The 13648-nt window shown below is 72.0% G+C and carries 11 protein-coding genes; 5 read left to right on the top strand and 6 right to left on the bottom strand.

Annotation, left to right across the window (positions count from 1 at the left end; translation table 11 throughout):
* Nucleotides 1-10: 10 nt before the first annotated feature.
* Nucleotides 11-1096 carry a cellulose binding domain-containing protein gene (locus IF12_RS0114690; RefSeq protein ID WP_030159580.1) on the bottom strand — a complete coding sequence of 362 codons (1086 nt, stop codon included), beginning with the start codon at nucleotides 1094-1096 and terminating at the stop codon, nucleotides 11-13.
* Between the two features lie 221 nt (nucleotides 1097-1317).
* Nucleotides 1318-2148 carry a helix-turn-helix transcriptional regulator gene (locus tag IF12_RS0114685; RefSeq protein WP_030159578.1) on the bottom strand — a complete coding sequence of 277 codons (831 nt, stop codon included), beginning with the start codon at nucleotides 2146-2148 and terminating at the stop codon, nucleotides 1318-1320.
* Between the two features lie 110 nt (nucleotides 2149-2258).
* On the opposite strand from IF12_RS0114685, the gene IF12_RS0114680 reads away from it, so the two are divergent.
* On the top strand, nucleotides 2259-3023 hold the full coding sequence (locus IF12_RS0114680; protein WP_030159576.1) for an SDR family oxidoreductase: 765 nt from the start codon (nucleotides 2259-2261) through the stop codon (nucleotides 3021-3023).
* Between the two features lie 41 nt (nucleotides 3024-3064).
* On the opposite strand, the gene IF12_RS0114675 is transcribed toward IF12_RS0114680, so the two are convergent.
* Nucleotides 3065-5062: a glycosyl hydrolase gene (locus IF12_RS0114675; RefSeq protein WP_030159574.1), complete on the bottom strand. Its 1998-nt coding sequence runs from the start codon at nucleotides 5060-5062 to the stop codon at nucleotides 3065-3067.
* 106 nt (nucleotides 5063-5168) lie between these two features.
* Complete coding sequence (locus tag IF12_RS0114670; protein ID WP_030159572.1) at nucleotides 5169-5909, bottom strand: methyltransferase domain-containing protein; 741 nt, start codon at nucleotides 5907-5909, stop codon at nucleotides 5169-5171.
* 26 nt (nucleotides 5910-5935) lie between these two features.
* On the opposite strand from IF12_RS0114670, the gene IF12_RS0114665 reads away from it, so the two are divergent.
* The 3 genes from IF12_RS0114665 (at nucleotide 5936) to IF12_RS0114655 (ending at nucleotide 9302) form a co-directional block, all read left to right on the top strand.
* The gene (locus IF12_RS0114665; protein WP_030159571.1) at nucleotides 5936-6769 is read left to right on the top strand and encodes a UbiA family prenyltransferase; all 834 of its coding nucleotides are present in this window, start codon (nucleotides 5936-5938) and stop codon (nucleotides 6767-6769) included.
* A 254-nt stretch (nucleotides 6770-7023) separates the two neighbouring features.
* Complete coding sequence (locus IF12_RS0114660) at nucleotides 7024-8241, top strand: acyl-CoA dehydrogenase family protein (protein WP_051704418.1); 1218 nt, start codon at nucleotides 7024-7026, stop codon at nucleotides 8239-8241.
* Nucleotides 8235-9302, top strand: coding sequence for a 3-oxoacyl-[acyl-carrier-protein] synthase III C-terminal domain-containing protein (locus IF12_RS0114655; RefSeq protein ID WP_030159567.1), 1068 nt, complete (start codon nucleotides 8235-8237; stop codon nucleotides 9300-9302). The genes IF12_RS0114660 and IF12_RS0114655 overlap by 7 nt, the downstream gene beginning before the upstream one ends.
* Here IF12_RS0114655 and IF12_RS0114650 read toward each other — a convergent pair.
* Nucleotides 9283-10056: a class I SAM-dependent methyltransferase gene (locus IF12_RS0114650; RefSeq protein WP_030159565.1), complete on the bottom strand. Its 774-nt coding sequence runs from the start codon at nucleotides 10054-10056 to the stop codon at nucleotides 9283-9285. The two genes, IF12_RS0114655 and IF12_RS0114650, sit on opposite strands and share 20 nt — an antisense overlap.
* Before the next feature lie 104 nt (nucleotides 10057-10160).
* Between IF12_RS0114650 and IF12_RS0114645 the strand changes: the two genes are divergently transcribed.
* Nucleotides 10161-10793, top strand: a complete 633-nt coding sequence (locus IF12_RS0114645) for a dihydrofolate reductase family protein (protein WP_030159563.1) — start codon at nucleotides 10161-10163, stop codon at nucleotides 10791-10793.
* 42 nt (nucleotides 10794-10835) lie between these two features.
* Here IF12_RS0114645 and IF12_RS0114640 read toward each other — a convergent pair whose 3' ends face one another.
* Nucleotides 10836-13511 (bottom strand): hypothetical protein, encoded by a 2676-nt coding sequence (locus IF12_RS0114640; RefSeq protein WP_030159561.1) that lies wholly within the window; start codon nucleotides 13509-13511, stop codon nucleotides 10836-10838.
* Nucleotides 13512-13648 lie beyond the last annotated feature (137 nt).

The following is a 13648-nucleotide window of genomic DNA, read 5'->3' as shown; positions in this document are numbered from 1 at the left end:
CTCGCGTCCGCTACAGGACGTCTTCGAGGGCCGCGAACCAGTTCGCCGCGATCTTGACGTAGCCGTCCTCGTCGGGGTGGACCCCGTCGTAGGTGTCCACCGCCGGGTCGAAGCCGGTCCACTGGTCGACCACGACGACCGGGGACTGCGCGGTGGTGATCCCCGCGGCCCACGCGGGGATCGCGGCGTTGAAGTCGATCGCCCGCTGCGGGCAGTCGCCGCAGTTCTCCGGCTCCAGCGGGATGATCTGGGCGACGAGCACGATCGCGTCCGGGTTGAGGTCGCGCAGGTCCTCCACGATCTGCGTGAACGCCGCGAGGATCTGCGAGGGCGGCAGCGAGGACCACACGTCGTTGGTCGCGAAGTGCAGCAGCAGCACGTCGGGGGTGTTCTGCGTCAGCCACGAGTGCACGTCGCCGTTCGCGACCGACTGCGTGACCAGGTAGCCGCCGTGGCCCTCGTGGTCGGGGTCGGACCCGGCGGGGTTGCACGCCTGGGACAGCGATCCGACGAAGTCGACCTCGTAGCCGGCGCCGTCGAGCAGCTCCCACAGGTTGCCGCGCCAGCAGCCGGGGCTGCCGGTGATCGAGTCGCCCAGCGGCATGATCGCCACCGGTCCCGCGGGAGGATCGGTCGGCTCTTCCGTGGGTTCGTCCGTCGGCTCCTCGGTCGGTTCGGCCTGGCCGTCGCACAGGTCCCCGTTGACGGTGATCGACGCGGGCTCGGCGCCGGTGCCGGAGCCGATGAACCCGAAGACCTCGCGGGTCTGCCCGGACTCGACGGCGGCGTTCCAGCCCACGTCCGAGCCGGTGAACGCGGTGCCCGTCTGGCTCCAGTCGACGTTCCACGCGCTGGAGACGGCGGTGCCCGCCGGGAACTCCCAGGCGATCTCCCACCCGTCGATGGCCTCGCCTGCGGTGATGGCGACGTTGGCCTGGAAGCCGCCGCCCCACTCGCTGGCGATCGTGTAGTCGACCTGGCATCCGGCCTCGGCGTGCACCGGGGCCGCCGAGGCGATCGTCAGGGCTCCGGCGCCGAGCGCCGCGGCGGCCGCCGCGGTGACCGCGAGCCTCGGCCGGTTTCTTCTGGTCTGCATGTGCACCGTTGTCCTTTGCTCTGTGGGCCGCCACGGCCCCGGGATGGGTCGGCACCGCCTCGGAGGATCAAGTGAGGGAGCGCTCCCAATTCGATGGAGAAAGCATTAATATAGTCAAGTGTCTCAATATTATGCCACCGAACGCCACGCTCCGGGACCTCCAACGCGTGCCATTTCGCAAGTTGCGCGCCTCATCGCGACTACCCTCGCCCCGCAGCGGTTCAGGCCCTGGCCCCCAGCACCGCGAGCAGCTCGAGCTTCTCGGCGTCCTCGGTGCGCGGCGGCGCGGTGAACACCAGCAGGCACTGCGACTGGTCCTCGGTGAACAGGGCCTGGCAGTCGAGCTCGATCTCGCCGAGGTCGGGGTGCACGATCGTCTTGTGGTCGGCGAAGCGCTTGACGACCTCGTGGCGGTCCCACAGGCCGCCGAACTCGTCGGACTCCTTGAGCAGCGCCCGGACCAGCTCCCCGGCCTTCGACCCCGGACCCATCGAGGCGAAGGCCACCCGCAGCCCCGAGACCAGGGCCCGGCCCTGCCGCTCGCGGTGCTCGGCGGTGTACACCAGCCGCTCGGCGGGCCTGGTGAACCACCGGTACACGTCGTAGCGCTCCAGACCCGTGTAGACCGACCGGTCGCCGAGGAGCGCCTTGGCCATGCGGTTCTGCACGAGCGGCTCGCCGAGGTTCGACAGGATGATCGCGGGCGTGTCCTCCAGGCGGTCGAGGACCCGCAGCAGCGCGGGGGCGACGTGCTCGGCGGCCGAGACGGTCGCCGGGACCCCGTGCCCGGCCGTTTGGAACAGGTAGTCGCGCTCGTGCCCGCTCATCCGCAACGCGCGCGCCAGCGCGTTGAGCATCTGGACGCTCGGCTGCGGCCCGCGCCGCTGCTCCAAGCGCGTGTAGTAGTCGGTGGACATCGAGGCCAGGGCCGCGACCTCCTCGCGGCGCAGGCCCGGGGCCCGCCGCCGCGCGCCCGGCGGCAGCCCCACGTCCGCGGGCTGGAGCCCCTCTCGGCGGCGGCGCAGGAACTCGGCCAGTGCTTCGCGGTCCATGCCTCCAGTATCGGCCCCCGGGGGCGGCGCGGCGAGCGCGAACCAGGGACCGCCGATCCCCCGATGAGCGCTCTCTGCACAGCGGCCCCGCATCGGCGCAGGATCGAGTCATGCAGATTTCAGGGAACACCGTCTTCATCCCGGGCTCGACCAGCGGCATCGGCCTCGCGCTGGCCCTCGCCCTCCAGGCCGCGGGCAACACCGTCATCGTCGGCGGGCGCCGCGCCGACCTGCTGGAGCGGATCGGCGCCGACCATCCCGGGCTCGACACCGTCCGCATCGACACGGCCGATCCGGCGAGCATCGAGGCCGCCGCGAAGGAGGTCCTGTCGCGCCACCCGGACCTGAACGTCCTGATCCCCATGGCCGGGATCATGCGCGCCGAGGACTGGCGCGAACCCGAGGGATTCCTGGAGACGGCCACGGCCACGATCACCACGAACGTGTTCGGCCCGATCCGGCTCGTCGCCGCCTTCATCGAGCACCTGCGGGCCCGGCCTGAGGCGACGATCATGACCGTCTCCTCCGGGCTCGCGTTCGCCCCTTTGAAGGCCACGCCGAGCTACAACGCCTCGAAGGCCGCGATCCACATGCTCAGCGAGTCGATCCGCCTCCAACTGGCCGGCACCTCGGTGTCGGTGGTGGAACTGGAGCCGCCGGCGGTGCGGACCGCGCTCATGCCCGGCCACGAGGACAACGAGCACGCGATGCCCTTGGAGGAGTTCGTCACCGAGGTCATGGGCCTCCTCGAATCGCGCCCGGACGCGACCGAGGTCCAGGTCGAGCGCGTGAAGTTCCTGCGCTACGGCGAGGCCCGTGGCGACTACGACCAGGTGGTCGCGACCCTGAACGCCACCGACCCGCACGGCGAGTGACGAACGGGGGCGGGTCCGCCGGCGGACCCGCCCCCAGCTCGTCATTCCGCTCGGATGTCGTCCACGTAGACCGTGCCGGTGGTCGTCTCGCCGCCGTGGCCGAGGTACAGGTTGAACTCCGAGACGGCGGCGAGGTGCGCCGCGTCCAGCAGCTCGTCGGCGTGGTCGGTGTCCCACGGCGCGGGCGTGAACTCCTCGAAGGGCGCGGTGATCTCCCGCCCGACGGTCTCCGAGAGCCCGAAGTTGTACTCGAAGTACGCCCCGAGGGCCACGACCTGGAGGGTCGCGCCGTTCGTGGACCCGTCGCCCTCGACCCACAGCTTCAGGGCGGTGAAGTCGGTCCAGTCCTGGCCGACCGACTTCCCGATGCCGGTGTACCCGGCGCTGGTGAAGTCGTAGGAGTACGCCAGGCCGTAGTTCCCCGAGGCCTTGTGCTCGGTCGAGTGCGCCGTCGTGTTGGCGTTGACGTGGCTGTAGGCCTCGCTCAAGGAGACGTCGTCGCCGGCGTAGCCTTCGAAGTCGTCGACCCATCCGGCCGGGAGCGGCTCGACCTCGCCCAGGAGCACCAGTGCCGAGTCGGTGAGGGCCTTGCCCTTCACCTTGGCGCTCACGGTGATCTCGACCGAGCGGTTGTCCAGCCAGGACGGGTCGATGCGCCACTCGGCCGAGTGGAACCCGTCCCCGTCCAGTCGCAGCGGCCGAGGCCGCCCGCCTTCCACCGCGTAGGTGACCTTGTCGCAGTGCCCGCCGGTGAGGCGCACCCGGATCGTGCTCGCGGTGGTCGTCACCCGCTGCCGGTCGGTGGGGGTGACCAGGTGCAGGAACGGGTCGTTCTTCACCGCGGAGGTCTTCGCGTCGAACACGCCCTCGACGTCGGAGGCGAACAGCGAGTACGGGTCGGCGTGGAACTCGACGAAGTCCGGGGCCATGACGTGCCCGGGAGGCGGCACGTAGGCCCGGTTGTCCCCGCCGAAGTTCGCCCAGGTGAGCATGTGCGTGGTGCGGCTCGCGCCGGGGTCGGCCTTGAGGGCCCCGAGCAGGTCGGTGAACCAGGCGGGGTTGCGCCCCTCCTCGCCGGACTCGCCGAACTCGGTGAAGGCCGGGACCTTCCCGCGCTCGGCGGCGAGGTCGGCGACCATCGCGAGGTCCTGGACGGTGGCGGCGAGCCATTCGGGCGAGCCGGCCGACCCGTCGTAGGCGTCGTAGCCGAGGACGTCCACGAACTCGTCGCCCGGGTAGGTCCTGAGGTAGCCGGTCGGGTCCCCGCCGAAGCTCGAGTTGGGGGAGTAGGAGTAGAGCAGGTTGCGCACCTTCTTGGCGTCGCGCAGGTACTCCACGGTGTAGCGGAAGATCTCGATGAACTCCGCCGAGGTGGTGTGCCCCGCGCCCCACCAGAACCAGCCGCCGTTGTTCTCGTGGAAGGGCCGGAACACGATCGGGATGAGCGTCCCGTCGGGCCGCTTGGCGCCCTTGACGCCCGCGGCGATGCGGTCGAGGAACTCGTTGAAGTCCGCGTGCTTCGCCCCGCCGGGGAGGATCTGGCTCACCACGCGTCCGCCGGTGTCCCAGAAGTCCCCGCCGGTGACGAAGTTGTAGAGGTGGGCGCTGAGGACGTTGATCCCGCCGCGCGCGTCCGACTGCTCGAAGGCCCAGCTCAGGGCCTCCACGTTCTCCTCGTCGGTCCCGCCGTACACGCCCGGTTTCTGGAAGCCGTTGAGGATCAAGGTGTCCCAGCCGAACACGGCCGGGTAGTCGCCGGTGGTGGCCTCGACGTCGGAGGCGTAGCCGTCCATGGCGTCGAAGGTGAAGCCGTCGGACAACGAGTGCTCGTGGCCGAACAGGATGCCCTGGCCCTGGAGGTCGAGCATGTACTTGAACAGGGCGCGGGTCTCGGGGGTGGCCTTGTCGTCGACGATCCGGACGGGCGTCGGCCGCCCCGGTTTCGCGGCCGCGGGAAGCGGGACGCCGGTGGCCGCGATGGCGGCGGCGCCCATGGCGATGACCGCGCGCCTCGGCGCGCGTGCGGAGGGGAAGGACACGTGGGTCTCCTTTGGAGCGACGTCCCCGCGGCTGGCCGCGATGCCGGACGCCGACGGACTGAATCGGTTAAGCCCGAGACACTATATACATAGGAATGTATCGATGTCAACGGTCTTGTCCCCTCCCGCGCCGACCCCAGGCCTGGAACAGGACCGCCGTGCTCCGCACCGGCAGCATCCGCACCGACGACCTGCGCCCCAGCGCCCACAGCACGCCGTCCGCCACCGAAGGCCGAATCCCCCGCAGCGTCAACGCCACCCCGTGCGCCGCGCACACCTCCACCAGCGCCGACCGGTCCACCAGCAGCGCCGGATCGTGCACGCCCCGCGTCGCCACCTTCGGAATCCGCTCCGCGACCCCGATCGCGAGCCACCGGCACAGCGCCGTCGCCGCCAACGTGTCGATCACCAGCAGCCCGCCCGGACGCAGCAGCCGGCACGCCTCGCCCACCGCCCGAGGCAGATCCGGCACATGCTCGAAGATCTCGCCCGCCACGACCACGTCCGCGCAGGCGTCCGCCAGCGGCACGGCCAGCACGTCCCCGCGCACCGCCGCCACCCCGTGCGCCGCCGCCTGCCGCAACGCCGCCGCCGACAGGTCCACCCCGACATGCCGGTAGCCCTTGCCCTCCAGATGCGGCGCCAGCAACCCGGCCCCGCACCCGAGATCCACCAGCACCGCGCCCTCGCGCCGCGCTGCCGGAACCAGCGCCCCGCGCGCCTCCGCCAGCCAATGCAGCATCGCGAACACGCCCCTCGGACGCCACCACTCGTGCGCCAACCTGTCGTAGAGCGCGGGGTCATTGCGCTCCAACCGTTCCCGCGACCGGGAGTCACCTCCGCGCATGACCCCACAATGGCACACTGGCGGACATGAGAGCGATGCGAGCGACCGGGGCGATGGCGCGGGCCTCCCACCCGCTGCCCGCGCTGGCCGTCACGGCGGTCGCCACAGGCCTCGCCTTCGGCACCGACCGCACGATGGCCTCGGCGCTTCTCGCGACCGCCGCGGTGTTCGCCGGCCAGCTCTCGGTCGGCTGGCTCAACGACCTCGTCGACGCCCGGCGCGACGCCCTCGTGGGTCGCACCGACAAGCCCGTCGCCACAGGCGAACTCGCCGCCGGACCCGTCCGCGTCGCCTTCGCCGTCTCGGCCGCGGCCGCCCTCGCCCTGTCCTTCGCCTCGGGCCCGATCGCCGCCGCGGCCCACATTCTCGCCCTCGCCTCGGCCTGGGCCTACGACCTCGGTCTCAAGGCCACGGCGTGGTCGGTCGCGCCCTTCGCGTTCTCCTTCGGCCTGCTCCCGGCGTTCCTGTACATGGGCCAGCCGGGAGCGCCGGTTCCTCCCTTGTGGCTCATGGCCGCCGCCGCGTCGCTCGGCTCGGCGGCCCACTTCGCGAACGTCCTCCCCGACTTCGCCGACGACCACGCCACCGGCGTCCGCGGCCTCCCGCACCGCCTGGGGCCGTGGCCGACCCGGATCATCGCGGCGGCGCTGGTGCTGACGGCGTCGGTCCTGCTCGTCTTCGGCCCGCCCGGCCCGCCGCCGATGCTCGCGCTGGCCGCAGTCCCGGTCGCGCTGGCGGTGCTGGTGACAGGACTCGCGCTGGGCCGCCGACCCCGCTCCCGGGCGGCGTTCCGAGCCGTCATGCTCGTAGCCCTGCTGGACGTGGCGCTGCTGCTCCAATCAGGCGCGGCAGCGACCTGACCCGAACGGCCCGGCTCCGGACACTCACGCCGCGAACCGATTTACGGCATGGAGGCACCGTTTTGTCGGGTATCCGTCCTCGATCGCCACCAGCCGCTCCCCGCTCGCGGCCTTGTTCGGCGGCGCGAATGCGGGGACACTGTTGGCGAGGAGACGGTTTCGGAGCGCACTGTGCGGGAACGCATGGCGGGCAACCACCGTCCGGAAGGCCGCCTTCGCCTCCGCGACGGCATCCCGAACCGAGGAGTGACCGCGTGGCCGAAGCACCCACTTCCACCAAGCCCCGGCGCGACGGCGCCCGCGCGCTCGACCTCGCCCGGGAGCTGCGGCCCCGCTTCGCCGAACGCGCCGCCGACCACGACCGGCACGGTCGCTTCCCTCAAGCCGACTTCGCCGACCTGCGCGAAGCGGGCCTCTACGGCCTCATGGTCCCCGCCGAGCTCGGCGGCTTCGGCGCCTCCTTCTCCGAGTACGTCAAGGTCGCGGCCGAACTCGGCCGCGGCGCGGGCTCGACCGCCCTCGTGTTCAACATGCACGCCTCCGTCACCGGCGCCCTCGCGCACACCCCCGCCGAACTCGTCCGCCTCCTCGGCGCGCCCAAGCGCTACCTCGCCGACCGCGACGCCGCCCTCGCCGCGGCCGCCTCCGGATCGCTCTACGGCGTCGCCATGAGCGAGCGCGGCGCCGGTTCGCGCCTGTCGCGCACCGCCGCCGAGTACCGCCGCACCGAAGGCGGCTACCGGATCACCGGCGCGAAGGCCTTCGTCTCCGGCGCCGGCCACGCCGACGCCTACCTCGTGACCGCCCGCAACGGCAGCGCCGACCCCGAGACCGGCGACCCGCAGGTCTCCTACTTCCTCGTCCCCGCCGGCGCGGGCATCCGCGTCGAGGAGACCTGGGACTCGCTCGGGATGCGCGCCACCGGAAGCCACGACGTCCACTTCGACGTCGAAGTCGACGCAGGCGCCCTCCTCGGCGGCGTCGAGGGCCTCACGCTCATGATCGCCGAGGCCATGCCCCAATGGCTGGTCGCCTCCTACTCGGCCGTCTACGCCGGAGTCGCCCGCGCCGCGGTCGACGCCGCCGCCGACCACCTCCGCTCCCGCGGCCTCGGCTGCCTCGCCCCCGCCCGGGCCCGCCTCGGCCGCGCCGAAGCGGCCGTTGCCGCCCTCGAACTCGTCGTCGCCGAAGCCGCCGCCCGCATCGACCGCGACCCCGGCGCCCCCGAGACCAACCGCTGGGTCTGGCGCGCCAAGCTCACCGCCGGCGACACCGCCGCCCAGGTCGCGACCTCGCTGCTCGAAGCCGCCGGGGCCTCGGCGACCCGCCGCGGCCATCCGCTCGAACGCCTCTACCGCGACGCGCGCTGCGGCGCACTGCAACCGGCCACCTCCGACGTGTGCGCCGACTGGCTCGGCACCGCCGCCCTCGGCGACGACCCCGACCACGACGCCGAGGTCCCGCGGTGGTGACCGCCCGGATCGCCGGCATCGGCGCGGCGCTGCCGCCCGCCTACCGCCAAGGCGACCTCTGGGACGAGGTCTTCCGCCGCCACTTCTCCCGCAGCCGCGTCGCCGAGCGGATCTTCACCGCCTCCGAAGTGCGCAGCCGCCACTCCGCGACCCCGCCGGACGAACTCCTCGCCGTCGCCGAGCACTCCACCGAGCAGCGGATGCGCCGCTACGCCGAAGCCGCCCCGCCCCTCGCGATCGAAGCGGTCCGCGACGCCCTCGCCGCCGCCGACACCGCGCCCGAGGAACTCGGCCTCCTCGTCGTCGCCTCCTGCACCGGTTACGGCACACCGGGACTCGACATCGACCTCGCGCGGGCCCTGCCGCTGCGCGCCGACGCCCGCCGCCTCTTCATCGGGCACACCGGCTGCCACGCCGCGCTCCCGACCCTCGCCACGATCGCCGACTACGTCGCCTCCCACCGGCGGCCCGCCGCGATGCTCTGCCTCGAACTCACCTCGCTGCACTTCCAGCCCGCCTCCCACGACGTCGACCAGATGGTCACCCACGCCCTCTTCGCGGACGCGGCCGCGGCGCTCGTCCTGCGCCCCGACGACGCCCCGGGCCTACGCGTGGTCGACATCGCCACCCGCGCCGACACCAACCGAAGCGACCACATGACCTGGGACGTCACCGATCTCGGCTTCCGCATGGGCCTCTCGCCCGAAGTCCCCGACGCCCTCGAATCCCAGGTCGGACCCCTCGTGAAGGACCTGTTGACCCGCAACGGGCGCGAGCGGTCCGACGTGGCGGCCTGGGCCGTCCACCCGGGCGGCCCGCGCATCCTCGACGCCGTCCAAGACGGCCTCGACCTCCCGCCGCAGGCCCTGGAACCGTCGCGGACCGCACTCGCCGAACACGGCAACTGCTCCTCGCCCACGGTGCTGCTCGTCCTGCGATCCCTGCTGTCCCAAGGCCTCCCGGCCGGCCCGGTCGTGGCACTGGCCTTCGGCCCCGGCCTGACCCTCTACGCCGCCCTCCTCGAACCCGAGGACGGTCCGTTCAAACCGCCCGCGCCGTGAGCACGGGCTGGAAGAACCCATTGCGCGCAGCGGCCCGCCACTGCGGCTCGGCGAACCCCGCTTCGAGAACGAAGCCCGTCAACCGCCGCCGCGTCAGCGCCCAATACGAAGTCCGCCGCACCTCCACGGTCCAATCAGACCCGTCGGGCACGAGCTGAAAATGCTCGAGGTCGTACCGCTCACCGTCGGAGTGCCAGTCCCACAACTGGAACGTCACGGCCCTCCCGCGCTCCAAAGCCGACGTCTGCGGCGGCGTCGAAGCGGGCCTCGACCGCAGGATCGCGTCGTAGTCCCGGACGCTGACGACCAGGAGCCCGCCCACGCGCAGGACCCGCCGCATCTGCGACAGCGCCGCGCGCACGTCCTCCTCGGTGAGCAGATGCGGCAGCGAGTTGTCGGCGCTGACCACCGCGTCGAACGCCCCGTCGGCGAACGGCAGCGCCCGCATGTCCGCCGCCGCCAACGCCAACGGGACCCCGCGGCCCAGCGCCTCCCGAGCCGCGCGGGCGAGCGCCGCCACGCTGATGTCCGTCCCGGTCACGCGGTGGCCCCGCCGCCCGAGCGCGATCGCCTGCGTCCCGATGCCGCACGAGCAGTCCAGGACCGCGGCGCGCTCCATCCCGAGACCGGCCCGGATCATCGCGTCGAGCACCTTCCCCTGCCGCTCCATGCTCTGCTCCCAGTCCGCGTAGACCAGGTGATAGTCGGGAGTGAGCTGGTCGTAGAAACGCGCGACCGGTGAGACCTCGGACATGGACGCACTCTAACGCCCGGATCGCCCTCCCCGAATCCTGGACAGTGTCGGCGGCGGCCAGCATGATGTCGAGACGAGCACCGGTCCACGATCGAGGGAGCACCATGTCACTCACCCGCGTCCACAACTTCGCCGTCTCGCTCGACGGCTTCGGCACCGGCGAAGGCCAGAACGCCGCCGACCACTTCGGACACGCAGGAGACCGCCTGCACCAGTGGATGTTCGCCACCCGCTGGTGGGAACCCGGCGGCAGCGGCGGCGTCGACGACGCGTTCGTCCGCCAATACGACAGGGGGATCGGCGCCGAGATCATGGGCGCCGGGAAGTTCGGCCACCCCGGATGGCACGAGGACCCCGACTGGAAAGGCGCCTGGGGCCCCAACCCGCCGTTCCACACCCCGGTCTTCGTCCTCACCCGCCACACGCGCCCTCCGATCGAGATGGAGGGCGGCACCACCTTCCACTTCATCGACGCCTCGCCCGCCGAGGCGCTGGCGACCGCCCGGGAGGCCGCCGGCGGCGAGGACGTCCGCGTCGGCGGCGGCGCCACGACGCTCCGCGAGTTCCTCGCCGCCGGGCTCATCGACCACCTGCACGTCGCGGTGGTCCCGATCCTGCTCGGCCGGGGCGTGCGCCTCTGGGACGGGCTCGAAGGCCTGGAGCGCGACTACCGGGTCGAGACCGTCTCCGCGCCGAGCGGGGTCACCCACCTGACCTTCACGCGAGCGAACGCCTGAAAGGCCCCGTGCGCGGCCCGAGCCGCGCACGGGGCCTTTTCCTTACAGTGCCAGCGGTTCGGTCGTCGGCTCGCCGAGCAGCCTCGGCGAGACGACCACGCGGTCGATGTTCGGCGCCCACGACTCGGCGCTGCCCAGCCGCAGCGGCTCGTCCGCAGTGGACAACGTGACCGCGAGGCTCCGCTGGAGGAAGCTGTCCCACGAGTACGTGTACCTGAAGTACGCGTGCCCGACCTGCTCCGACCCCTCCTGGACCTCCAGTCGCCGGTCGACCACCTGCGGGTTGTAGTCGTGGTCGCCCGACAGCTCGGCGTTCGCGTAGTACACCGTGAGGTCGTAGTCCCCGGCGGCGGCGAAGCCCTCGCGCGGGATCTCGATCGCGTTCGCGCCGCCGTCGCCGATCCAGCCCACATAGGCACTGCCCGAGGCGTTCGTGCCGGTGCTCGCGTCGAGCGTCGTGACCGCGGCCGCGCCGTGGAGCACGGCGTCCTCGGCCTCGATCGCGACGGCCGCTCCATCGGCCTCCCGGGCCCGCACCGTCGTCAGCGAGGCGACCACCGCGCCCTCGGGCGAACGGATCTCGACCTCGTTGATCCCCTCCACCAGGTGCACCCGAGCCGTGGACCGCCACGTGCCCTCATCGTCGGCGTCGAGCGTCGCCGTCGGAGTCCCGTTGACGCTCAACTCGACCGACGACTCCCCAATGGACGCCCAGTCCACGACCAGGTCGTAGTAGCCGGTCTCCATCGCCGTGGCGTACAGGTCGGCCCTGCCCTCGCCTTCGAGTCGGGCCCCGCCGCGCAGCGGCGCGTCCCAGTCCAGCGCCGCCGACTCCAGGCGGAACGTCGAGGCGGGGTACACGGTCGGCTCGCCCTCGGACACCGAGGTCAGCGACACCTTGTCGAGCGTGATGTCCGCGTTCGGCAGGACGGTCGCGCCGTCGTCGCTGGCGCGGATCGACAGCGTGCGGCTGCCCGCCTCCAGTTCGACGAGCACCTCCGCGCTGCCGCGGTACTGCCATTTGCTCGTGTCGTTCAGCCCGAGGTTCGCCGCGTACTGGATCGTGCCGGCGGCCTCGCCGTCCACGAAGAGCGCGTGACGACCGGGCACGCCCGGCGCGCCGCCGATGACCTGGAGCCGGTAGGTCCCGTCGGCGGGCACCTCCACGGTCCACTCGGCCTTGGACGTCGCCTGGTTGAACGAGCCCACGTCCCGGCCGCCGGAGGCGAGGAACTGCCAGCCGCCGTTGCCCTTCGGGTCGTGGGTGTACACGGTCGCGTCGGTGAGCGCCATGTCCTCGGCCTCGATGGCGGCCGTCCACGTCTGCGCCGCATCCGAGCGGTCCCGCTCGGGGGTGATGACGGCCTGGTACGCCGCGTACCGGTCGTACGTAGGCACCTCAAGCTGGAGGCCACCTCCCGCCACGTCGAGCCCGTCGTACGCGGCCACCACGCGCGGGGTGTCCGCCAAGCCCTCGGCGCCGGTGAGCGCGACCTCGCGGATCTCGACGTCGACCCTGCCGCCGAACAACGCGGCGTCCAGGCCGCTGAGGTCCAGCCGCACGTCCTCGTCGGTGCCGCCCCACAGGACCGTGGCCCTCCGGTTCGCCTCGTCGATCGCGCCGATGCCCTGCAAGGTGTCCACGGTGTCCGGACTCGGCGGGGTCACCGCGACGGTCTCGCTCCCGGCGAGGTCGCCGTACCACTTGAACATCCACCAGCCGGCGTTCGCGCCGTTCGGCCGCGCGGTGTTGTCGGAGAGGTTGCCCGCGTAGTTCCAGTACGCGGTCTGCGCGTCCACCTTGGTGTCCTCGAACATCGCGAGCCACTGGACGAGCTGGCCGGGCACGCCCATGTCGCGCAGCATCCCGTACTCGGTGATGTTCACCGGGAGCGGGTCGATCCCCAGGGACGCCTCGAGCTCGCGGTAGTCGGCGAAGTTCTGCCGGTACCCCGCGAGGTTGTCGATGCCCAGCTCGTGCCAGATGAAGACGTCCGGCAGCGAGCCGTGCCCGTCGGCGAAGGCGAGGAAGTCGGCGCTGCGCTCGGGCTGCCACCGGGTGTCGCCGGGTCCGCCGATCCGGGCGTGCCCGAGGCCGTGGCGCGCCCAGACCTCCTGGATCTTCTCGTAGCTCGCCTGCCAGTCGCCCAGGAACTGGTCCTTCTGGCCCGCCCAGTCGGGGTACCAGTTCCCGCCGTCGGGCTCGTTGAACGGGATGAAGACGTAGTCCTGGGGCCGGCTCGAATCCGCGGCGACGGCCTCGGCCACGAACTCGACGACCTCCAGGTAGTCCCAGACGCCGTTGGGCTCCTCGGTATAGGTGCCGTCGGCGAGGTCGTAGGTGCGGTCGTCGCCGGGGCGCACGCCGCCGTTGTACGACCAGTCGGGGTAGTAGTCCTGCACGTAGACGTACATGTCCTGGCCGTGCTTGGCGAAGAAGCCGTCCTCGATCTTGATCGCGTCGCCCGAGGGGTGCTGGGTGCCGTACGGGGCCTTCTGGGAGGTGTTGGTGATGTGGGCGCCGTTGACGAGCGCCTGCGTGGGGGCGCCTTCGTCGCCGAAGCCGTAGAGCGTGCCGGTGGCCCCGCCCCGGAAGTCGCCGGTGCGCTCGCCGAAGTCGACGGCGAGCACTGCTGTCTCGGCCGCGTTCGCCGCCGAGCCGGTCAAAGCGGTGGCGGCGACCGCCGCCGCAGCGGCCATGGCCATGGTTCTCCTCATCGATCGGTCCTCTCCTCATCGAGATTGGGGCGGTTTCGCCCCCGATCGCGAGTTGACGCTACCGAAGGTTGATAACGATTTCAAGACTAGACTTGAAATCGATTTCAGAAATGCGCTACGGTGGCCCCTGAAATCGC

The sequence above is a fragment of the Glycomyces sp. NRRL B-16210 genome, assembly GCF_000719515.1.
Taxonomy (GTDB): Bacteria; Actinomycetota; Actinomycetes; order Mycobacteriales; family Micromonosporaceae; genus Glycomyces.
This window is presented reverse-complemented; position numbering and strand designations above follow the sequence as displayed.